Source organism: Streptomyces luteosporeus (assembly GCF_039532865.1).
Taxonomy (GTDB): domain Bacteria; phylum Actinomycetota; class Actinomycetes; order Streptomycetales; family Streptomycetaceae; genus Streptomyces; species Streptomyces luteosporeus.
The window spans coordinates 411,902-431,580 of record NZ_BAAASL010000001.1; the positions used below are offsets into that span (position 1 = coordinate 411,902).

The window sequence follows — 19,679 nt, forward strand, 5'->3', positions numbered from 1 at the left end:
CGCACGCTCACAGCGAGTGTCGCGCCTGCAGCCACCACCGCGCGACCTCCCCGGCCACGGCCGCCACGACGGCGACCAGCAGCCGGAACGCCCAGCCGAGGCCGCGCTCGACGAGCTTCTTGTTCTTCTCGGTGCGCTTGCTGTTTCGCCGGTGATATCCCATCGACGACACCTCCTCGCATCGAAAGGGTATAAACGTTCGATTTGAGGAGGTGTCGTCGACGCGCCGCCCGTCAGAGTGAATGCTCTCCCCGGCGGATGATGCAGCGCCCCGTAAGGGGCGCGGGGAACTGCGCGATCGGCCACCGACGGCCCGCAGCCGACACGCCACCTCGGCGCCCGGGCGCAGCACGGCACTCCATCCGCGGGCGCATCGTGGCTTGTCGCGCCCACGCGGCGGCAGCCGCAGATCGACACCGCCCCGCGGCCCCTGGCGCCGAGGCCCTCGGCTCAGGCCAGCCGGGCCTCGGCGTACGCCGTGATGGCGTCGCGCTGGTAGGCCGCCAGGCCGGGCGCGACGGCCTCGTACGCGGCACGCCAGGCGGCGTTGTCCACGCAGGCGCGGCCGATGGCCCGGTACTCGTCGGAGGTCACGGCCCGCAGCGCGGTCAGGGCCCGGTACTGGACGTCGATCTCGGCCTGCACGGGCGCGGCCCCGGCCGCGTGGCCGGCGGTCATGAGCTCGGCCAGCCGGATCATCTGCGCCGTGCGCTCGCGCTGCCCGGCCTCGACGTCCTGCGGGCTCATCCCGGCGACCGCGCGGGCGACCTCCTCCGCGTGCTCGGGGAAGTCGCGCAGGCTCTCCAGGTACTGGGGGGCTCCACGCCCTCGAACAGGTTCTCCGGTCGGTTGATGGCGGTCATCGCTGTGCCGTCCTTCCTGGACCGTTCCAGATCGGCGATGGTGCGGGAGACGGTGCCGGCCAGGGTGTCGAGCCGGTCGCGTTCGGCGAGCAGCCGCCGGTGGTGGCCGCCGCGCAGGGCCTCCACCTCGTCGACCTGCTCGGCCAGGACCCGGCCGATCTCGGGCAGACCCAGGCCCAGCGCCCGCAGGACCAGGATCTGCTGCAGGCGCAGCAACTGGCCCTGCTCGTAGTAGCGGTGACCGTTGGCACCGATCCGCGCGGGCGGGAGCAGGCCGATCTCGTCGTAGTGCCGCAGGGTCCGGGCGGTCACGCCGGACATCCGGGCGACTTCCGCGATCGGCCAGTCCATCACTGTCTCCCTCACATGCATCCGTCTGTCGTCCGTTTTTGTCGCCGGGCCGGTCCCTCCGGCCCTGTTCAGGACGGTAGGAGCTGCCGCAGCGACAACTTCAACCCCCGGCGCCGGACCTGTCCCCGTCGTCCGTCGTCCGTCGTTCGTTTGAGCGAGCCGGCCAACGGTGCCGTGAGATGCTGCAGTTGTGGACCCGGAAGTTGTGGCAACCCTCAGCGCAGCCGTCGCCAGCGGCGCCCTCGCCACCGGCGCGACGTCGCTCTACGACCGTCTCACCAGCAAGGGCGTCGACAGGGAGAGAAACCGGCTGCGGGCCGCCGTCCTGGGCGGCCCCGCCCCGGCGGAGGGCGGGGACGAACAGGAGGCTCCCGACGACGACACCCACCGCTTCGCCGCACTGCTCATCGAGTACTACGCCTACGGCCTCATCCAGGCCCGCCGCACCTTCGGGGTGAGCCTGGCGTGCTCGGTGCTGGGCGGGCTCGTCCTCATGGCCGGCGTGGCGTTGGCGATATTCAAGGCCGGCGGCAGTGACGGACAGCAGTACGCCTCCGTCGTGGCCAGCGTCGCGGGCGTGCTGACCACCGCCATCGGCACCCTCTTCCACCGGCGCGCCGACCGGGCCCTGAAGCACATGGAGTCCCAGACCCAGCTGTTGCGCCAGGACATGAAAGTCGAGCGCGACGCGGGGGAGGCGGTACGCCTGCTCGGCGAGGTCGACGACCCCGCGCTCAAGGCACAGCTCCAGGCGGCGCTGATCCTGAAGTTCTCCGCTGCCAAGCTGCCGCCCGTGCCGGACGCCGCCGTCCCGCCGCAGCCGCTGCCCCAGCCGCAGCCGGAGTCCCAGCCGCAGGCTCAGCCGCGCCTCAACGGGGCCGGGGCCGTTGTGTTCGACGGTCGCTCGGCAGGGTGATTTCGACTCGAATCGCTCTTCATGCCCCATGTCCCTGCCTTTAGCCTCCCGCCATGTTCCGGCCGTGTATCGCTGAGGGGCCGGTGCGACTCGGGTGCTTCGGGAGGATTCCTTGACCAACGACGGCGACGCCCCCGACCGATCGCCCGACCGATCCGCCGACCGGCAGGGGTCGTGGCTCGGGCGCCACGGACCGCAGACCTTAGTGGGCGCGCTGATCATCGCCGTCGTCGGCTCGGTGGCCGGCGCCCTGGCGACCTCGCTGACCGGCGGCGACGGCGGCGACGGGGACACCAGGGCCCGGGCGGCGGAGGTGTCCGCCGCCCCCGCCTCGGCCGCCGCCCCGTCCTGCTTCAACGCCACCTGCACGGGCGTGGACCCGAAGGACGCCGGATGCGGGGACGGGGCCGTGACGATCGCGGACGACTGGGTCTCCACGATGCACCTGGAGATCCGGTACAGCAGCCGCTGCCAGGTCGTCTGGGGCAAGCTCACCGGAGCTCAGGTCGGCGACACGATGGAGATCGCGACGTCGCCCACGCAACGGCAGCGGGCGGTCGTCGTCTCCGGACACACCAAGTACACGCCGATGCTGCCGGTCGGCCGGCAGTTCTCGACCCAGGTGTCCGCCGTATCGGTCAAGGGCGACCCGGAGCACGACATCCCGGCCGGCTACACCCTCCGCGTCGGGGCGGACCACAACGACCGCGACGGTGCGAGCGCGAAGCCCACGCACTGATCCGCCCCCGCCGAGCGGGCCGAGAAGGCTCAGGCAGGCGCCAGCCCCGTACGGCAGTCGGGGTGGCCCCAGCCGCGGGGGCCCTTGGCGATCGGGTCCTTCGCTGCGTAGGACTCGCCGCACTGGTGGCAGCGGCCCGCGAACTTCGCCTTGATCACCGCACCCGACGACGAACGCTTCGCCCCGGCGGGCCGGGACGGCTTCGACGAGGACGGGCGGACCGACGCGGCCCGCAGGTCGACGACGGGCAGGTCCACGTCGCCGTGGACCGTGCCGGCCGCCCGCTGCGCCGTCGCCGCGTCGCTGGCGGCCTGGTCGGCGAGGGCGTTGAGGGGGTCGCCGTCCACGCGGTGCGCCGCGACGTACACGAAGTCCACCTCACGGCCGGTCAGGAGGGCGTCGATGCGCACGACCAGCTCCTGGTTGGCCACGGGCTTGCCCGCCGCCGTCTTCCAGCCGTTGCGCTTCCACCCGGGCAGCCACTTGGTGACCGCGTTCATGGCGTACTGCGAGTCCATCCGCACTTCCAGCGGCACGGCGGGGTCGGTGGCCTCCAGGAGCCGTTGCAGGGCGGTCAGCTCGGCGACGTTGTTCGTGGCCCGGCCCAGCGGGCCGGCCTCCCAGCGCTGCGGGACGCCCCGGGCGTCGGCAACCACGTACGCCCAGGCAGCGGGCCCGGGATTCCCCTTGCAGGCGCCGTCACAGGCGGCGATGAAGCGATCGGACATCCCCCGATCATGCCAGCGCCGCGGCCGAGCCCGCGCCCTGTAGGGGCGCGGGGCCGTGCCGATATGCGGCTGCCGCGGGGGCCTGCGGCCGGCGTGCGGTACGTCGTCTGCGGGTGCGTCGTGGCTTGTCGCGCCCACGCGGCGGAGCCGCAGGTCGACACTGCCCCGCGCCCCTACGGGGCGCTACGTGATCCACCGTGCCCCGTAGGGGCGCGGGGAACTGCGCGATCGGCCACCGACGGCCCGCAGCCGACGTACCACCCACGGGGCCCGGGGATCCGCCGGGCACGCCCTAGTTCCTGCTGATCGTGGGGATCGGGTGCGGGGAGGCGACCGGGTCGAAGTGGAAGACCTGCCCCGCGTCGCCGGCGGCACACGGCAGCTGCAGCACCGGCGTCCACTGCTGCTTCGAGCCGCCGGGCACCGACACGCACGCCCCCGTGTGCAGCGGCATGACGCGGTACCCGCCCGCCGGCGCTCCCTCCCGCCGCAGGCGGAAGTTCTCGGCCGTGCCGCGGTGACCGCAGTAGTCGTCCATCATCTGCGCGCCCCCCTTCGCGCTGCCGTTCCCCACGCCCAGGCACCCGTACCCGAAGACGGGGTGGAGGCTGCGGATCCGGTACGCCCCGCCGTCCGCCTCCTCCAGGGCGTACGTGGGGACGCTGCTGCGGCAGTCCGCCTGGTAGACGTTCCCGGCGCCCTGACCGTCCCGCTCGGACAGGCAGAGGGACGAGACGGCGGAACGGATGCGGTACGTGCCGGGGGCGGGGGCGAGGGCGGTGGCAGCGGGCGGGGCGCTGGAGGCGACGGTGCGCTTCGGCTGGTCACGGTCGCCGCCACCCGTCCTGTCCATCGCGAGGTACGCGCCGCCGCCCACCAGTGCCAGCAGCACCACCACGACGCCCAGGACCCGGCCGTACCGGCCGATGCGCCGCCGTCCGGGCGGTGGCGGCGGTGGCGGCGGCGGGGACCCCTGCTGCCGGGAAGCGAGCCGCTCCCGCGCCGCCAGCCACTCCTGTACGTGACCCCCGTGCCCGCACGCCCGGACGAACGCCGCCAGCAGCTCGGCCCTCGGCAGCGCGTCCTGCCGCAGCACATCGGCGAGCGTGCTGCGCGGCAGCACGTCACCGCCGTCGGCGGCACGGGCCTCCAACTGCCGGTAGGTCAGTCCTGATGCGTCCTTCAACTGCCTGAGCAGCGCCATGAACTCAGCGGCATCCCGCGCATCCTGCGGGGCCCGCTCCCCCTGGCTCCCCATGCCCACATGGTTGCCGCGGGCATGCCATAGGGCAACGGTTCTGTCCGGATCGGCCCCGGACGGCAGTCCGACCAGGCCGGACAGCGGCGATCGGTCCGGGACACCGCCCGGCCGTTGCCGTTGCCCGGGGTCGTCAACAGGCTGCTGTCACGCAGCAAGACCGTCACCTATGGAGAGGAAGCAAGCGATGTCCCGTCTGGTAACCATCGGCAGGACGGCCGCGGTCGCGGCCACCATCGGCGCCCTCGCCCTGACCGCCACCGGCACTGCCCACGCGGTCGGCGTCAACGCCTCCAGCGCGGACGCCCGGTTCATCGGCTCCTACTACGTCACGAACGAGAAGGTGAAGATCTACGGCACGCTGAAGGACTCCGGCGCGCACCGGGGGCAGTCACAGGCGTTCGTGGCCATCAAGAGTACGGAGGGCCACTACAACCACAAACTCAACCCCGCCGTGGACAACCGCAGGTCGCACACCTACACCGAGGCCGTCCCCTACGGCGGCAACTTCATCTCCGGCACGCTCACCGTCTGCTCCTGGGTCAACTACCACGGCGGCTCGGTGTGGAAGTGCGGTACGCCGGTGGGAATCTACAAGTAACCGGCCGGCGGTCGGTCGAGGTCCTTCCGGGCAGGCCGTCACTACGCTGCGCCGCATGCTGACGTATGAGGAGCTGACGCCGCCCGAACGGGAGCTGTGGAACGCCTTCCCCGAAGGGCGCCCGGTGGACCTGTGGGCCGGGACGGCCGACGCCGACCGTGCCGACGACCGCGCCGACGACCGCGCCGACGGGGGAGCGCGGTGGGGGCCGGAGCGCACGGTGCGCGCGGCCGTCGTGGCCGCCCTGCTGCTGGGGGCTAACACCGAGGGCTCCGGAGGCGCCGTACCCGCAGTGCGGCTGTCCGGTGCGCGCATCACCGGACAGCTGTACCTGGCCGGCGCGCAGATCGACCACCTCCTGAGCCTCGACGGCTGCTGGCTCGAACGCGAAGTGGACCTCTTCGGAGCGTCGACAGCAGTCGTGGCCATGAGGGGGTGCCGGATCCCCGGCCTCATGGCCGGGTCCGCGCGCATCCAAGGCCGTCTCGACCTGCAGCGCTCGTTACTCGACGGCGGACCCCTCTCGCGCCTGCGCGGCCGGGTGACCTCGCTGCAGCTCAACCACGCCCACGTGCACGGTGAAGTGCTGCTCAACGGCACGCACATCGACGCGCCCGGAGGACTGGCCGTGGCGGCCGGCGGTCTCGTCGCCGAAGGCGGCGTCTTCTGCAGGAACGGATTCACGGCACACGGCGAGGTCCGCCTGCTGGGCGCCCGGCTCTCCGGTGGCCTCTTCCTGCAGGGCGCCCACCTCGCCAACGCGGGCGGCAACTCCCTCACCGCCGACATGATGACGACCACGACGCTCGACTGCTCCCAGGGCTTTACCGCTCTGGGAGCGATGAGCCTGCGCGGCGCCCGCGTCACCGACCTCGTCACCTTCGACGGCGCGACGCTCGACGCCGTCGACACCGTCGTGTGCGCCCGGATGCAGGCCGAAGACCTCACCTTCACGCCCACGACCCCGCCTGCAGGGGCCGTGGACCTGCGCGGCGCTCACGTGACCACGCTGCGGGACGGCGAACACAGCTGGCCGCGGAACGTACGACTGGACGGCCTGGTCTACGGCTCCCTCCACGCCGAATCCGGAAGGCGACCGGACGACGTCCGGCGCCGCCTCGCCTGGATCCGGCGCAACCCCGGCTACGTCCCGCAGGTGTACGAGCAACTCGCCCGCTGGTACCGGCAGATAGGGCACGACGACCACGCCCGCCGCGTCCTCGTCGCCAAGCAGCGACACCGCCGCCGCACCCTGCACCCGGGCGGAAGGGCGTGGAGCCGGCTCCTCGACGTCACCGTGGGCTACGGCTACCGCCCGTGGAAGGCCGGCCTGTGGCTCGCCGCGCTCACCCTCCTCGGCACGATCGTCTTCGGAACGCACACGCCGGCTCCCGTGAAGCCAGGGGAGGGCGGCCCGTTCCACGCCGTCGTCTACACCGTCGACCTGCTCGTCCCCATCGGCGGCCTGGGACAGCGCAATGCCTGGTACTGGACGGACGGCACCTGCCGGTGGCTGGCCAATGCGCTGGTCGCCGCGGGCTGGGTCCTGACCACGGCGGTGGTGTCGGGGGTGACCCGGACCCTCAACAGGGCCTGAGAGCTGAGAGTTGAGGGCTGAGGGATGAGACGCTACGAGGGTCCCTGGGACGCGTCCGGCGGATCGTGTAGCCCCGCCCCGTCAGGGGCGCGGGGAACTGCGCGATCAGCCATCGACGGCCCGCAGTCGACGCGCCACCGGCGGGCTCCGCCTAGGCCTGGCGGGTCGGGAGGACCATCACCTGGCGCAGGTTCACGTGTCGGGGGCGGCTCGTGACGAAGGCGATGACGTCGGCGATCTCGTCGGACGACAGCGAGCCGACCGCCTCCTGCAGGCCCCGCAGTTCCTCGGCGAGGGCCGCGTTGTCCATGTGGCCGCCCAGCTCCGTGTCGGTCATGCCCGGCTCGATGTTGGTGATGCGGACGTCGCGCGGGCCGAGCTCGGTGCGGAGCATGGCCGACAGGTGGGTGAGCGCGGCCTTCGTGGCGCTGTACACCGCGTAGTTCGGGAACGTCAGGTGCGCGGCGATCGAGGAGACGTTGACCAGGTCGGCGGTACGGCCCTCCGCGGCCGCGGCGACGAGGTCGGCGGTGAAGGCGCGGATGATGCGCAGGGCACCGGTGATGTTGGTGTCGATCATCCGCGTCCACTCGTCGACGCGGCCGTCGTCGATCGGGTTCGGCAGCATGACGCCGGCGTTGTTGACGACGAGGTCGGCGGGACCGTACGCCTCGTGGACGGCGGCGACCGCCGCGTCGACGGACGCCTGGTCGGTGACGTCCACGGGGACGACGAGGGCCTGACCGCCGTCGGCGACGATCTTCGCGGCGAGGTCGTCGAGCCGGTCGCGGCGGCGGGACAGCAGCGCCACGCGAGCACCGTTGGTGGCCAGCAGGCGGGCGGTGGCCTCGCCCATGCCGCTGGCGGCTCCGGTGACGACGGCGGTACGTCCGGCGAGGGCGGCGTAGCTGCTCATGGGGTGCTCCCTGGGGTGGAGGTGGCGGTGGGGTTTGGGTGGTCTCCACTTTGGGGGGCGGGAGCTTGGGCAACCAGGATCGTGGTGGTGCTGGTGGTGTCACCACCAGGGAGGGAGGGCTGGTGCGGGTCAGAGATTTGGCCGGCTACGAGGGGAGGGGTGGGGGCGTGCCTTTGTCGCCGGGCTGCGGGTGGGCTTGGGGCTGGTCGCCGTTCTCGTGCCGTCGCGGGGTGGGGGTGCGTGAGGAGATCGCGCCGTGGGTTTGTGGCTGAGGGGGAGCTGGCTGCTGCCGCGATGTGGCTGGGGCCGGTGGAGACGCTCCGCTCGTTTCCCGTACGTGCGGGGCCGGGCGTCCGGCTGACGGTGGTCGGGGCTTTCCGTGCGGGTGACCGGCGGGGGATCGCGGAGCCGAAGGCGCGCATGCCGGCCGCCCGGGCCGGCGAGCGGCGCCCGGCTCACGCTGTGGCGTAGTCGGCGAGCGAAGGCTCCAACAGGCCGAAGGCACGGTCCGCCTCTGCGGTGACGGTGGCGGAGATCCGGGCGTTGTCCTGGCAGGTGAGGGTGAGTTCCTGGATGCGTTGGAACAGGGTGCGGTGCACGGCGCCGAGCAGGGCGGCGGCGGTGCGGGGGGTGATGTCGCCGCGGGGTGCGCCGGTGGCGTCCGCCAAGGCGTCTGCCAGGGCGGCCTCGCGCAGGTCGTGCAGGTCGCGCAGCCGGGCGGTGAGGGTGGGGCTGTCGGCGATCATCCGGGCGAAGTCGGGGCCGGAGAACCCTGCGACCGGGTCGGCGACCGCGGCCGCGTCGGCGAAGGCGCGGCGCAGGGCCGCCAGGGCCGACTCGCCGGCCCGTCGGCCGGTCACCGTACCGGCCAGGGAGGCGATGAAGGCGTCCTGGTGGTCCAGGGCCAGGTCCTCCTTGCGCGGGAAGTAGTTGGTCACCGTCTTCTTGGCCACCCGCGCGGCGGCGGCGATCTCGGCGATGGTGGTCCGCTCGAAACCCTGGGCGAGGAACAAGCCGGTGGCGACGTCGGAGATGAGCTGCCGGGTCTCCTGCTTCTTGGATTCCCGCAGGCCGGCAGGGGGAGCGGGGGAGGTGGCGTCCGTAGTCATGGGGAAATCTTACCCTCGTGGCATTTTTATGTTGACGCTGCGGAGGGGGTCGGCCTAAAGTTACGTCCGTCGTAAAATTCCTACGGAGTTAAGAACGGATGTGTCCGTGATCGAAGCCCGCCCTGTCGCCCTTCGGGTCGCACCCGTCGCGATCGGCCCGGTCCCGATCGGGGGCGGCAACCGCGCCGCGATTCCACCCCGCGGCCATCGGCGTCCGGCTCGCGTTCTCCCCGCACCTGCCCGGCGGGCCCTCCCGCGGGTCCGCAATCTGCCGCGGCGTTCCGGCTGCTGACCTGCGCTCACCCGGCCACCCGTACCTCCGGCTCCCGGAAACCACTGAGGAGAAGCACCTTGCAGATCAGCGCGTCCACCGTCTCGCTCACCGTCGACGACGTCGCCGCGTCCCAGCGGTTCTTCACCACCCACCTCGGCTACACCGAGCAGGCCGCCGCCGAGGGATTCGCCTCCCTGTCGCGCGACGATGCCGCAATGGACATCGTCCTGCTCGCACGTGGCACCGAAGTGCTGCCGGCCGACCAGCGTGACCGGCACGCCTCCGGCGTGATCCTCGCCTTCACCACCACCGGTATCGAGCTGGAGGAAAAGCGGCTGGGCGCCGAGGGCGTCGAGATCACCATGCCGCTGCGCGAGGAGCCCTGGGGCGAACGCCTCTTCCAGGTCACCGACCCCAACGGGGTGATCGTCCAGTTCGTCGAATGGGTCACCCCGGCCGGCCCCCAGAGCGCCTGACGGCCGGAACCGGCTGCAGCCTTTGCATACCGTCAGCAGGGGTCGCCCGTACGGCGACCGGAGAGGGACTTCTGTGAAATACGCGTTCGTGATCTTCGAAACGGACGAGTCGCGTCGCCGGATCCAGGCCGACCGGGCCGCGTACCGCAAGGCGTACGAAGACTGGATCGGCGGCCTGGCCGCGGCCGGAAAACTGGTCGGCGGCGAGGCCCTGGAGACCGAGCACATCACTCCCGTCACGGTGCGCACGACCGCCGACGGGACATCAGCGGTGACCGACGGGCCTGCGCACGCCGGCGAGGAGACGCTCGGCGGCTGGTTCGTCGTCGAGGTTGCCGATCGAGAGGAAGCCCTCGAACTGGCCAAGAGCCTCCCCACCCCGGAAACCATCGAACTCCGCCCGGTCCTCGAATCCGCCTGAACAGCAGGGGGGACAGGCCCGGTGGACCAATGGGATTAATCAGGCCGTATCGCGCCGCCCCTGCTGCCGGGATCGGCGATATTCGCCGGTATGGCCGGGAACCGTCATCATCAGCGCCGCTACGAGAAGGGCACCTGGGAGCTCCGCGAAGGAGCCCGCTCACGCATCGGCGAACTGCGTGCACGCGTCCAGGTCGCGAAGGTCAGGGCACTCGATGACGCCGACCCGGGGGTGCGGGCCGCGGCCCCGGCGCTGGCGGACGAGGCGTACGCCGAACTCCAGGCGGCGGAGGACGCCCTCGGCCACGGCACCCATCCCGGTCACCGGCCGAACAAGCACCTGGCCGTCGCGAACGTCCACATCGACGCCGCGTACAGCCTGCTGCTGCGGCTGGCCCCGCTCGCCGACGTCCAGGCACTCATGCCGGGCCTTGTGGCCGTCGTACGGGAGCAGTTGCCGGTCACGGACGAGCGGCGCAAGCGGGTCGAGGAGATCGCGCGGGAAGTCCGCGACGTCCCCCTCACCCCGGCGCAGCGCGCGGCACTCGTCGGCGCCGTCGTCACCGCCCAGCAGGCCCTGCAACGGGAGAAGCTCCGCGCATTGAGCTTCGTCCGCATCGTGCTGATCGTCAGCCTGGGGCTGGCGGTGATGGCGGTCACGGTCGCGGTGCTCGGCGTCTGGGCGCCGGACGTGGTGCCGCTGTGCTTCCGGCCGGAGGGCATCGGCATCGTCTGCCCGACCGGCATGGAGCCACCCTCGGACGCGAAGGACCTTGACGTTGCCTTCGGCCGAGCCGCGTCCACGTGGGACTACCCCGTGGTCGAGATGACCGGGACGGTGGCGGCCTCGGTGGCCGCGGCGGTGTCCCTGCGCCACATCCGGGGCACCTCCGCCCCGTACAACGTGCCGGTGGCGCTGGCCCTGCTCAAACTCCCGATGGGAGCGCTCACCGCTCTGTTGGGACTGCTGTTGATGCGCGGCGACTTCGTCCCCGGCCTCAGCGCCCTGGACTCCTCCGCGCAGATCATCGCCTGGGCCCTGATCTTCGGCTACGCGCAGCAGGTGTTCACCAAGTTCGTCGACGACCAGGGCCTGGCCGTCATGAACGCCATCGGCTGCCCGCACGCGGGTACGCCGGCGGGCGCGGGGCGCGAACCGCAGGAAGCGGTGTAGGCGGGGGTCACTGTGTCCACCGGGGCAGCAGGTGCTCGTCGCGGAAGTGGCTGCGTACGGCCACGGTCGTGTCCTCGATCTCGGTGCGGTCGCCGCCCGCCACGGCCTTGCGGCGCGCCGCCTCCAGACCGGTGCAGTCCGGGCAGTCGATCGGCGAGCGGGAGGTCCTCCTGGGCGGCCCGCCGCCCAGGACGAACCACGTCGACTTGCCCCCGCCCGGGCCGTCCGGGCACACGCCCCACGCCTGCGCGCGGCGGTCGATGAGCAGCAGCCCGCGCCCCGACTCGTCGTGCGGTGCGACGGTTTGCCGCAGTGCGGGCAGGCCGGGGGCGTCGTCGTGCACCAGCACCTTGATGTGGTGCGGGGTCGCCCACTCCACGCTCAGCGTGACGGGGGCGGTGCAGTTGCCGATCCGGCACGCGTTGACGGCGTTTGTCACCGCCTCGGAGGTGAGGGCCATGGCGGTTTCCGCGAGATCGCTGCGGCGCGCGGCCATGACGAGCGTCCGCACGGCCTCGCGTGCGGTCCGCACCCATGCGGGGTGGGGCGGGAAGACGAGGGAGCAGTCCGGCATGTGCGTCTCCGAGTCCGGGGAGCGGGGGCGGTACGCGGTGTCTTTGTCCGCGCCAACGTGCCGTGGCGCAGGTGCACTTCCGCGTTGTTCCGCGGGGAATCGAGTCGGCTCGACCGTAGTGAAAGGTTTTACGGGCGTGCAATGAATCACCTCGATGTCGCCCCGTGTGGGTGATGTGCCACTCGGTGAGTGGACCCTTCCGTCGGCCCGTCGGCAGACTGCCGGAAGCTGGAAGGAGGTCACGGGTGCCACCGAGGAAGGAGCCCAGCGCGCGGCAGCGTCGCCTGGGAGCCGAGCTGCGCAAGCTGCGGGAGAGAGCCGGGATTTCGGGCGATCGAGCGGCTGCCCTGCTGGATACCGACAGGGCGCGTATCAGCAACATCGAGAGCGGCCGCCTGGACGTGACCAGGAACCGGCTCTACATGCTCCTCCGGGAGTACGGCTGTCCGCCCGGGCCGCTGTTCGACGGGCTCATGGCCATGGCCCAGGAGTCGGGCAAGGGCTGGTGGGACGACTTCAAGGACTCCCTGCAGCGCAGAGCATTCGACTTGGCGGAGCTGGAATCCCAGGCCACGACCATTCGCTCCCACGAGTCGTCGGTCGTGCCCGGGCTGCTGCAGACCGAGGACTACGCCCACGCGGTGATTTCCAGCGTCGAGAAGGACCACCGGCACTTGGACAGGTGGGTGCAGTTCCGCCTCGCGCGGCAGCGCGTCCTGCCGAGACTGCAGAAGTACCACGCCGTCATCCCGGAGTCCGGACTGCGGATGATGGTGGGAGACGCCAAGATCATGCGTCGGCAGCTGCTGCGACTGATCGAGGTGGCCCGGCTGCCACACGTGACCGTGCAGATCTTCCCTTTCGAGAAGGGTCCCTACTCCACCTTCGTCAGGTCCTTCGTCCTGTTCGGTGGGGCAACTCCCGAGCTAGACACGTTGTACCGGGAACACCCGACGAGTGCGGACTTCATCGGAGCCGAGAATGTGGTCGCGGACTACGCCGCCATGTTCGACCGGATCGCAGCCATGGCACTGCCGCCGGTGGACCCCGATGCTGCCCCCGAGCGGCAAGCGCCTCAGAGCTCACTGAGCTTGATCCAGCACATCCTGTACGAGCTGCGTTAGGTGACGATATGTGCAAGCCGGCATGGCGTAAGTCCTCCTACAGCGTGGGGGCGGAGGGCTCCTGCGTCGAGGTGTCGCTCCCACCCGGAGGGCTCATACGCCTCCGCGAAAGCGACGATCCCGCCGTCGTGCTCGCCGTGCGCCCCGCCGCCCTGGCCGCCCTCCTGCGCACCGTCAAGGCGGCGGCGCGCCCCCGCTAGCGCCCGTGCGCTCCTTCCGCGGCGCACGGATGCGCACTACCCGGGAAGCCTGGCTGGCGAGAGCGTTCACCCGCCGCCGTCAAGGAGGACCGGTATGAACCGAGTACGCCGCATCGTCGTCACCCTTTCCGTCAGCACGCTCCTGACCCTGGCGTGCACCGCCGTGGCCGCACCCGCCCAGGCGCAGGGCAATGCCATCGGGCAGGCCGCCCAGGGCGTCCGGCAGGCTGTGGGGCAGACCGTTGCCAGCGTCGGCGGCATGGTTGCTCAGGCTGCCCGCGGCATCGGCTGACCTGACTGCTCTCCCGTTCGGGTGATTTGGGCCCGAGGGCGGGTGGGTGCTGTCATGCTCGGAGCGCGGTCGTGATGAGCAACTCCACTCATCCAGAAAGGACTTCGCATGCGCTTCGGAATTGCTGCTGCGAGTCAGGCCGCCTGGAACACGACCCGGACGTTCTGAGCGTCGAGGAAGCCTGGACAATGTCCGCAGCGCGGGGATGGCGCGGGGAGGCGAGGCGCGTGGAGGGGATTCCGTACTACACGACGCACTCGTGCACGGGGTGCGGTGCCGATGTGCACGGGATCTACGGGCGGTGGGCCTGTGGGGCGTGCGGGGCGTGTTCGCCGTATTCCGAGCCGCCCGAGGGGTGGGCCACGGAGATCACGGCGGAGGAGCTGGCCGCGGGCGTCATCGGGTACGACCGGCCAGGCTCTTCGCCATGACCCGCTCCCTGCCGACGCCATCGGGCAGAGGGTCGCCGGGCTCACCCGTGTCCGTGAAACCGTGGCGCTCGTAGAGCGCGGCCGCCTTGTGGTTGTCCGGCATGACGGACAACCGCAGGGTCGTGGCGCCGTGCTCCGCCGCCCACTGCTCGACCGCCTGGATCAGGTGGTCACCCACGCCCTTGCCGCGAGCCGTGGGGTGGACCCACATGGAGATCAACTCCACGTTCTCCGCCTCCTCGCCCGGCACTCCGCTGGCCATGCCGACCGGAAGGCCGTCGAGGAGCGCGACGAGATCGTGTGCGCCGGGGATCGACAGGCGGGCGCGCCAGCGTTCCTCACGGTCGCCGGGGCCCTGCCACTGGGCCAGCGTCGATCCGAACGCGGAGGGCGCCTCGGTGAGCGCGGCCAGTCGCAACTCCCGCCAAAGGGGCCAGTCGTCCGATTCCAAGATGCGTAGTTCAAGCATGATCCAGACCCTGCTCGCCCGGCGGGGCCGGCGGCAAGTTGATTACCGCCGTGCAAACGAGGTCGTTCAGCGCAGGGCGGCCACCAGAGCGGGTCGACCTTTTACTTTTATTGAACATTCAAGGACATAGGGTGGGCAGTGCTTGAAGATTCAAGCGTTTCGGTCCTCTACAAGGAGTCGTCGTGAAGTCCACCCGCAAGGCATGGGCCATAACCGCCGCGGTCGGCGTTCTCGCCGCGAGCGGTGCCACTGTCGCCGCCGCCAGTCCGTCGCAGAGCGCGAGTGAGGACGTGCAGCTGCAGAAGCTGTACAAGGAGGCCGTGGCCGAGGGCGGCCGGCTGGTCGTCTATGCCGGCGGGGACAAGCCGGGTCAGGCCGACTACCTCAAGAACGCGTTCGTCAAGCAGTTCCCCAAGATGAAGGTCGACACCGTCGTCGACTTCAGCAAGAACCACGACGCCCGCCTCGACAACCAGATCGCCGAGCACAAGGTCGTCGCCGACGTCGTCCACCTCCAGACCCTCGACGACTTCCCGCGCTGGAAGAAGGAAGGGGCCCTGGAGAAGTACAAGCCGGTCGGCTGGGACAAGGTCTACGACAAGGTCAAGGACAAGGACGGCTACTACACCGGCCTGTTCTTCATCGGCTTCGCCAATGTCACCGCCACCACGCTCGGCGACAACGCCCCCGTCGAGGCGCAGGACTTCCTCAAGCCCGAGTACAAGAACAAGCTCGTCTTCACCTACCCCAACGACGACGACGCCGTCCTGTACTACTTCAAGCAGCTCACCGACAAGTACGGCTTCGACTACCTGAAGAAGCTGCGCGCCCAGAACCCCACGTTCGTCCGCGGCACCGCCGACGCCTCCGCCCGGGTCGGCAAGGACGGGTACGTGGCGAACTTCGGCAGCTCCGGCAGCTCCAGCGGCCTGTCGAGGACGAGCATCCCCGAGAAGTCGCCGTGGGTCGCGTGGCCGCAGACCGGCGCCATCCTCAAGGACGCCCCGCACAAGGCCGCCGCCAAGCTGTACTTGAGCTGGATCCTGTCGAAGCAGTACCAGCAGACCTCCTACGGCTGGAGCGCCCGTACCGACGTCGCCGCCCCGGCCGGCCGCAAGGGCATCTTCGACTACGACAACATGAACCCGCTCGGCCTCGGCAGGTTCATGAGCGACCGCGCCGCCCTCGACCGCTACAAGGCCCGCGTCAGCCTGTACGTGGGCGACGTCAAGGGCGCCGACCCGGCCGACCCCGGGAACAGGCTCGGCCTGTACCCCGTCGACCAGAACGGCACCCAGGGCCACTGAGTCCACCACGGTGCCCCGCGCCCCTACGGGGCCCCGGCCGCCGCGCAAGGGCTAGCCGCCGGGCTTCGTCATCTCCGTCAGCCTCAGGACCGTGTTCCAGTTGCGGCTGGTGGCCACGGCGCCCGTCCTGGCCACCGCCCGGGCCAGGGTGTCGCCCAGCGGGGAGCGGCCCAGGCCGTCGGGGGCGTACAGGTACAGCGCCCGGTCGCCGAGGGCGAAGTCCTCCGGGAGGAAGCCGGAGCGTTCCACCGCCGGCGGCGGTATCGGCTCGGCGAAGTACGTCACGTGCAGCTGCCGGCCCTCCAGCTCCGCCGCCGGGAAGGGGCATGCCGCCGCCACCGCTGCCAGGTAGGCGTGGTCGCGCACGATGACGTCCACGGGGAAGCCGAAGCGGGCCGCGAGGGCCTCGCGCAGCTGCGCCGCCAGCACGCCCTCGTCCGGCTGCGGGCTGGTGAAGACGGCATTGCCGCTCTGCAGGTACGTGCGGACGTCCCCGTGGCCGAGCTGCTCCAGCAGGGAGCGCAGCTCGGCCATCGGGACCTTCTTGCGGCCGCCCACGTTGATGCCGCGCAGGAGGGCCGCGTACGCCTTGGTCGCCATGGGCCCCACCGTACGGCGGGGCACTGACATCACCGGCGGGCCGTCACCGGGACGCGGCGTTCGGCGATCGCGCGCCGGGTCGCGTACAGGGTGATCGACGCGGCCGCGACCATCGCCGCGAGGCCGAGGACGACCGTGCCGTCCCAGCCGCCCGCGCCGAAGGCGAGGGCGCCGAGGGTGCCGCCCACGGAGCTGCCGATGTAGTAGGCCATCTGGTAGAGCGCCGAGGCCTGGGCGCGGCCCGTCCTCGCGGTGCGGGAGACGGCGGAGGAGGCGACGGCGTGGCCGGCGAAGAAGCCCGCCGTGATGAGCACGAGGCCGGCGAGCACCGCGAGGAGCGAGGTGGAGACGGTCAGCAGCAGGCCGGTGGCCGTGGTGCCGACGGCGAGGTAGAGGGCGCCGCGCCGACCGAGGCGGCCGACGAGCTTGCCGGCGGCGGCCGAGGAGACGGTGCCGACCAGGTAGACGAGGAAGACGGAGCCGACGACGCCCTGCGGGAGGGAGAAGGGCTCTCCGGCCAGGCGGTAGCCGACGACCGTGTAGACCGCGCCGAAGACGGTCATGAACAGCGCGCCGATCGCGTAGAGGCGGCACAGCAGCGGGTCGGAGAGGTGGGTGCGCAGCGTACGGCCGAGGGAGCGCGCGGAGACCGTGGCGGGCGTGAAGTGGCGCGCCTTGGGGATCAGCACCCGGAAGGCGACGGCGCAGACCACGGCGAGCGCGCCCACGGCGGCCAGGCCCGCGCGCCAGCCCCAGGCCTGGGCGACCCAGCCGGCGAGGATGCGGCCGGACATGCCGCCGATGGAGTTGCCGGCCACGAACAGGCCGATGGCGCCGACCAGCGCCTTGGGGCGGACTTCCTCCGCCAGGTATGCCATTGCCGAGGCCGGCACGCCGGCCAGTGCCGCGCCCTGCAGCGCGCGCAGTGCGGTGAGGGTGCCCAGGTCGGGGGCGAGGGGCACCAGGAGGCCGAGGGCGGCGGCGACGCACAGGGCGGCCGTCATCGTCGCGCGCCGGCCGTGGCGCTCGGAGAGGGCGCTCAGCGGGATGACGGCGAGGGCGAGGCCCGCGGTCGCTGCGGAGACGGTCCAGCTGGCCTGGTCGGCGGTGACGCCGAGGCCGGTGGAGATCGCCGGGAGCAGGGCCTGCGTGGAGTAGAGGAGGGCGAAGGTCGCGACGCCGGCGGCGAAGAGCGCGATCGTCATCCGGCGGTAGGCGGAGTCGCCGGGCACCAGCCGGGAGTCGTCATCGGAAGAAGAAGAGGAGGGCGAGACAGCGGCACCCGTACGCACAGCGGCGCCGGATGCCCTGATATCGGCAGGAGGCATGCCCCAAACGTATGTACGGAGCATCTGATGCGTCCAATGCACAGACTCGTCATAATCGTTCCTGTGGAGCATGAGCGCAGGTCACGGCCGTCTCTGTCACCGACTGGCAACAGGAGTGTTACCCAAAACTTTGATGTGACGCCAACGGCCGGGCTGGAGGAGGGCTCCTGGGCGGCGACCCTGGCCCCGCGCCTGGCGCAGTTCGCCGCGGTGGCGCGGCACGAGCACGTCACCCGGGCCGCGCGCCGGCTCGGCATGCCGCAGTCGACGCTGAGCCGGTCGATGGCCCGGCTGGAGGCCGACCTGGGCGTGGCGCTGTTCGCCCGGCACGGGCGCACGGTCTCGCTGACGGCCGCGGGCCGCGCGTTCCTCGCGACCGTCGAGCGGGCGTTGTACGAGGTGGAGCGCGCCGCCGAGACCGTACGGGCGGACGCCGACCCGGCCGCCGGCAAGGTGGCGTTCGGCTTCCTGCACACCATGGGCTCGGAGACCGTACCCGAGCTCATCCGCGCCTTCCGCGCCGACCACCCGCGCGTGCGCTTCCAGCTCGTGCAGAACTACGGCGAGGCGATGATCGAGCGGCTGCGGGCCGGCGACCTCGACCTGTGCCTGACCTCGCCCGTGCCGGACGAGCCGGATCTCGTCGCCCGCCGGCTGGACGAGCAGAAGCTGCGGCTGGTGGTGCCGGAGGACCATCCGCTGGCCGTGCGCAAGCGCATCCGGCTGGCCGAGGCGGCCGCCGAACTGTTCGTCACCCTCGAGCCCGGCTACGGGCTGCGGCGCATCACCGACGCACTGTGCGCGGAGGCCGGGTTCTCGCCGAAGGTGGCGTTCGAGGGCGAGGACCCCGAGACGCTGCGCGGCCTGGTGGCCGCCGGCCTGGGGGTCGCGCTGCTGCCGCCGCCCGCGGTGCCGCGGCCCGGGGTCGTCGAGCTGGCGGTGACCGCGCCGCGGGCGGTGCGGGAGATCGGGGTGGCCTGGCTGGACGGGCACCCCGACACGCCGCCGGTCGCGGCGTTCAAGCGGTTCCTGCTCTCGCGGAGGGGACAGCTCCTGCACCGGTGAGCGTCCTTCAATGCCGCAGGGACTCCCCGAAGCCCGCTGCCAGCGGCATCCGCAGCCCCAGCGGCGGCGGGGCCGCCAGCGCGTCCGCGAGCGGGCGGGCGTAGGGGTGGCCCAGCAGGCAGCCCCGGACGAAGTCGGCGGCCAGCGCCAGGACTTCGGTGCGGTGCTGGCGCAGGGCGTGGCCGTCGGAGTGCACCTCGAAGCGGCACACCTGCCGGTTGACCTTCTTGGCCCGCTCGGCGAGCCGGTACGACAGGTCGGGGTCGGTGCGCTCGTCGTTGGTGCCGTGCACCAGCAGCACGCGCCGGCCCGTCAACTGCCGTACGGGATCGGGGGCGAGGAGGGCGTCGGGCTCCGGCAGCCAGGGCGCGAGGGCCAGGACGGAGGTGACGGCCGCGTGCCCGCCGGCGCGCAGGGCGGCGCGGGCGCCCATGCCCGTACCGACGAGGCACACCGGTACGTCGCCGTAGCGCCGCACCACCTCGTCCGCGGCCCACTCGGCGTCCCGCACGGGGTGCGCGGCGGAGCCGTTCCAGCCGCGGTGGCGGTAGCGGACGAGATGGACGACCAGCCCCTCGGCCGCGCCGGAGCGGCTCAGCAGCCGGGCGAGGGGGCGCTGGGCGCGCAGGGCCAGGGGGGAGGGGCGGCGCTCGCCGGTGGGTCTGCCGTCGGGCAGGAGCAGGGCCACGCCCTGCACCGTGCCGTCGGCCCGGCCGGCGGCGCCCAGGGGCGGGCCGAGGCGGGCGGTTGCGGCGGTGGCCGGGGTTCCGGCGGTGATCGCCGGGACCTGTGAGGTCGGTGGGTCCTGGGGATCCCATGGGTCTCGCTGCGGCAACGCTTGCTGGACCATGGCAGACAACCATGGCA

General features: G+C 71.9%; 22 protein-coding genes and 1 pseudogene. 12 read left to right on the plus strand and 11 right to left on the minus strand.

Annotated features, from left to right (window positions below; genetic code table 11):
• Positions 1–7: 7 nt before the first annotated feature.
• Positions 8–163, minus strand: a complete 156-nt coding sequence (locus ABD361_RS01900) for a hypothetical protein (RefSeq protein ID WP_344432808.1) — start codon at positions 161–163, stop codon at positions 8–10.
• Between the two features lie 287 nt (positions 164–450).
• Positions 451–1,214: pseudogene (locus ABD361_RS01905) on the minus strand (MerR family transcriptional regulator).
• A gap of 205 nt (positions 1,215–1,419) precedes the next feature.
• Between ABD361_RS01905 and ABD361_RS01910 the strand changes: the two are divergent.
• On the plus strand, positions 1,420–2,130 hold the full coding sequence (locus ABD361_RS01910; RefSeq protein ID WP_344432809.1) for a TRADD-N-associated membrane domain-containing protein: 711 nt from the start codon (positions 1,420–1,422) through the stop codon (positions 2,128–2,130).
• Between the two features lie 112 nt (positions 2,131–2,242).
• Positions 2,243–2,869, plus strand: coding sequence for a DUF2690 domain-containing protein (locus ABD361_RS01915; protein ID WP_344432810.1), 627 nt, complete (start codon positions 2,243–2,245; stop codon positions 2,867–2,869).
• Between the two features lie 29 nt (positions 2,870–2,898).
• Here ABD361_RS01915 and ABD361_RS01920 read toward each other — a convergent pair whose 3' ends face one another.
• Together ABD361_RS01920 and ABD361_RS01925 are read right to left on the minus strand one after the other, a co-directional pair.
• Entirely contained in the window at positions 2,899–3,597 is a 699-nt protein-coding gene (locus ABD361_RS01920; RefSeq protein WP_344432811.1) for a ribonuclease H family protein, read from the minus strand.
• 292 nt (positions 3,598–3,889) lie between these two features.
• The gene (locus ABD361_RS01925) at positions 3,890–4,855 is read right to left on the minus strand and encodes a helix-turn-helix domain-containing protein (RefSeq protein WP_344432812.1); all 966 of its coding nucleotides are present in this window, start codon (positions 4,853–4,855) and stop codon (positions 3,890–3,892) included.
• Positions 4,856–5,042: 187 nt separating this feature from the next.
• Between ABD361_RS01925 and ABD361_RS01930 the strand changes: the two genes are divergently transcribed.
• On the plus strand, positions 5,043–5,456 hold the full coding sequence (locus tag ABD361_RS01930) for a hypothetical protein (RefSeq protein WP_344432813.1): 414 nt from the start codon (positions 5,043–5,045) through the stop codon (positions 5,454–5,456).
• Between the two features lie 55 nt (positions 5,457–5,511).
• Complete coding sequence (locus tag ABD361_RS01935) at positions 5,512–7,053, plus strand: oxidoreductase (RefSeq protein WP_344432814.1); 1,542 nt, start codon at positions 5,512–5,514, stop codon at positions 7,051–7,053.
• 151 nt (positions 7,054–7,204) lie between these two features.
• Here the strand turns inward: ABD361_RS01935 and ABD361_RS01940 are convergent, their stop codons facing one another.
• Positions 7,205–7,969 (minus strand): SDR family oxidoreductase, encoded by a 765-nt coding sequence (locus ABD361_RS01940; protein WP_344432815.1) that lies wholly within the window; start codon positions 7,967–7,969, stop codon positions 7,205–7,207.
• A 455-nt stretch (positions 7,970–8,424) separates the two neighbouring features.
• The gene (locus ABD361_RS01945) at positions 8,425–9,078 is read right to left on the minus strand and encodes a TetR/AcrR family transcriptional regulator (protein WP_344432816.1); all 654 of its coding nucleotides are present in this window, start codon (positions 9,076–9,078) and stop codon (positions 8,425–8,427) included.
• Positions 9,079–9,429: 351 nt separating this feature from the next.
• Here ABD361_RS01945 and ABD361_RS01950 point away from each other — a divergent pair, with 351 nt between their 5' ends.
• From ABD361_RS01950 to ABD361_RS01960, 3 genes are all read left to right on the plus strand, one after another.
• Positions 9,430–9,828, plus strand: a complete 399-nt coding sequence (locus tag ABD361_RS01950) for a VOC family protein (protein WP_344432817.1) — start codon at positions 9,430–9,432, stop codon at positions 9,826–9,828.
• Positions 9,829–9,916: 88 nt separating this feature from the next.
• Positions 9,917–10,249: a YciI family protein gene (locus ABD361_RS01955; protein ID WP_344432818.1), complete on the plus strand. Its 333-nt coding sequence runs from the start codon at positions 9,917–9,919 to the stop codon at positions 10,247–10,249.
• 90 nt (positions 10,250–10,339) lie between these two features.
• On the plus strand, positions 10,340–11,422 hold the full coding sequence (locus ABD361_RS01960; RefSeq protein ID WP_344432819.1) for a hypothetical protein: 1,083 nt from the start codon (positions 10,340–10,342) through the stop codon (positions 11,420–11,422).
• Positions 11,423–11,429: 7 nt separating this feature from the next.
• Here the strand turns inward: ABD361_RS01960 and ABD361_RS01965 are convergent, their stop codons facing one another.
• The gene (locus ABD361_RS01965; protein WP_344432820.1) at positions 11,430–11,996 is read right to left on the minus strand and encodes an ATP-binding protein; all 567 of its coding nucleotides are present in this window, start codon (positions 11,994–11,996) and stop codon (positions 11,430–11,432) included.
• 245 nt (positions 11,997–12,241) lie between these two features.
• Between ABD361_RS01965 and ABD361_RS01970 the strand changes: the two genes are divergently transcribed.
• The 3 genes from ABD361_RS01970 (at position 12,242) to ABD361_RS01980 (ending at position 13,612) form a co-directional block, all read left to right on the plus strand.
• Positions 12,242–13,120, plus strand: coding sequence for a helix-turn-helix domain-containing protein (locus ABD361_RS01970; RefSeq protein WP_344432821.1), 879 nt, complete (start codon positions 12,242–12,244; stop codon positions 13,118–13,120).
• Positions 13,121–13,128: 8 nt separating this feature from the next.
• Complete coding sequence (locus ABD361_RS01975; RefSeq protein WP_344432822.1) at positions 13,129–13,320, plus strand: DUF397 domain-containing protein; 192 nt, start codon at positions 13,129–13,131, stop codon at positions 13,318–13,320.
• Positions 13,321–13,414: 94 nt separating this feature from the next.
• Positions 13,415–13,612, plus strand: a complete 198-nt coding sequence (locus ABD361_RS01980; protein WP_344432823.1) for a hypothetical protein — start codon at positions 13,415–13,417, stop codon at positions 13,610–13,612.
• 396 nt (positions 13,613–14,008) lie between these two features.
• Here the strand turns inward: ABD361_RS01980 and ABD361_RS01985 are convergent, their stop codons facing one another.
• The gene (locus ABD361_RS01985) at positions 14,009–14,512 is read right to left on the minus strand and encodes a GNAT family N-acetyltransferase (RefSeq protein WP_344432824.1); all 504 of its coding nucleotides are present in this window, start codon (positions 14,510–14,512) and stop codon (positions 14,009–14,011) included.
• Positions 14,513–14,694: 182 nt separating this feature from the next.
• Here ABD361_RS01985 and ABD361_RS01990 point away from each other — a divergent pair, with 182 nt between their 5' ends.
• Positions 14,695–15,819 (plus strand): ABC transporter substrate-binding protein, encoded by a 1,125-nt coding sequence (locus ABD361_RS01990; RefSeq protein ID WP_344432825.1) that lies wholly within the window; start codon positions 14,695–14,697, stop codon positions 15,817–15,819.
• 51 nt (positions 15,820–15,870) lie between these two features.
• Here ABD361_RS01990 and ABD361_RS01995 read toward each other — a convergent pair whose 3' ends face one another.
• Positions 15,871–16,419 (minus strand): DUF1697 domain-containing protein, encoded by a 549-nt coding sequence (locus ABD361_RS01995; protein ID WP_344432826.1) that lies wholly within the window; start codon positions 16,417–16,419, stop codon positions 15,871–15,873.
• A 29-nt stretch (positions 16,420–16,448) separates the two neighbouring features.
• On the minus strand, positions 16,449–17,747 hold the full coding sequence (locus ABD361_RS02000) for an MFS transporter (RefSeq protein WP_344432827.1): 1,299 nt from the start codon (positions 17,745–17,747) through the stop codon (positions 16,449–16,451).
• A 135-nt stretch (positions 17,748–17,882) separates the two neighbouring features.
• Here ABD361_RS02000 and ABD361_RS02005 point away from each other — a divergent pair, with 135 nt between their 5' ends.
• Entirely contained in the window at positions 17,883–18,812 is a 930-nt protein-coding gene (locus ABD361_RS02005; protein WP_425583111.1) for a LysR family transcriptional regulator, read from the plus strand.
• Positions 18,813–18,819: 7 nt separating this feature from the next.
• Here the strand turns inward: ABD361_RS02005 and ABD361_RS02010 are convergent, their stop codons facing one another.
• Positions 18,820–19,500 carry an alpha/beta hydrolase gene (locus tag ABD361_RS02010; protein ID WP_344432889.1) on the minus strand — a complete coding sequence of 227 codons (681 nt, stop codon included), beginning with the start codon at positions 19,498–19,500 and terminating at the stop codon, positions 18,820–18,822.
• Positions 19,501–19,679 lie beyond the last annotated feature (179 nt).

Bases quoted from the DNA above. Each gene is read 5' to 3' on its own strand.
- ABD361_RS01900 (WP_344432808.1), bottom strand. From the start codon at position 163: ATGGGATATCACCGGCGAAACAGCAAGCGCACCGAGAAGAACAAGAAG.
- ABD361_RS01920 (WP_344432811.1), bottom strand. From the start codon at position 3,597: ATGTCCGATCGCTTCATCGCCGCCTGTGACGGCGCCTGCAAGGGGAAT.
- ABD361_RS01925 (WP_344432812.1), bottom strand. From the start codon at position 4,855: ATGGGGAGCCAGGGGGAGCGGGCCCCGCAGGATGCGCGGGATGCCGCT.
- ABD361_RS01930 (WP_344432813.1), top strand. From the start codon at position 5,043: ATGTCCCGTCTGGTAACCATCGGCAGGACGGCCGCGGTCGCGGCCACC.
- ABD361_RS01935 (WP_344432814.1), top strand. From the start codon at position 5,512: ATGCTGACGTATGAGGAGCTGACGCCGCCCGAACGGGAGCTGTGGAAC.
- ABD361_RS01940 (WP_344432815.1), bottom strand. From the start codon at position 7,969: ATGAGCAGCTACGCCGCCCTCGCCGGACGTACCGCCGTCGTCACCGGA.
- ABD361_RS01945 (WP_344432816.1), bottom strand. From the start codon at position 9,078: ATGACTACGGACGCCACCTCCCCCGCTCCCCCTGCCGGCCTGCGGGAA.
- ABD361_RS01960 (WP_344432819.1), top strand. From the start codon at position 10,340: ATGGCCGGGAACCGTCATCATCAGCGCCGCTACGAGAAGGGCACCTGG.
- ABD361_RS01965 (WP_344432820.1), bottom strand. From the start codon at position 11,996: ATGCCGGACTGCTCCCTCGTCTTCCCGCCCCACCCCGCATGGGTGCGG.
- ABD361_RS01975 (WP_344432822.1), top strand. From the start codon at position 13,129: ATGTGCAAGCCGGCATGGCGTAAGTCCTCCTACAGCGTGGGGGCGGAG.
- ABD361_RS01980 (WP_344432823.1), top strand. From the start codon at position 13,415: ATGAACCGAGTACGCCGCATCGTCGTCACCCTTTCCGTCAGCACGCTC.
- ABD361_RS01985 (WP_344432824.1), bottom strand. From the start codon at position 14,512: ATGCTTGAACTACGCATCTTGGAATCGGACGACTGGCCCCTTTGGCGG.
- ABD361_RS01995 (WP_344432826.1), bottom strand. From the start codon at position 16,419: ATGGCGACCAAGGCGTACGCGGCCCTCCTGCGCGGCATCAACGTGGGC.
- ABD361_RS02000 (WP_344432827.1), bottom strand. From the start codon at position 17,747: ATGCCTCCTGCCGATATCAGGGCATCCGGCGCCGCTGTGCGTACGGGT.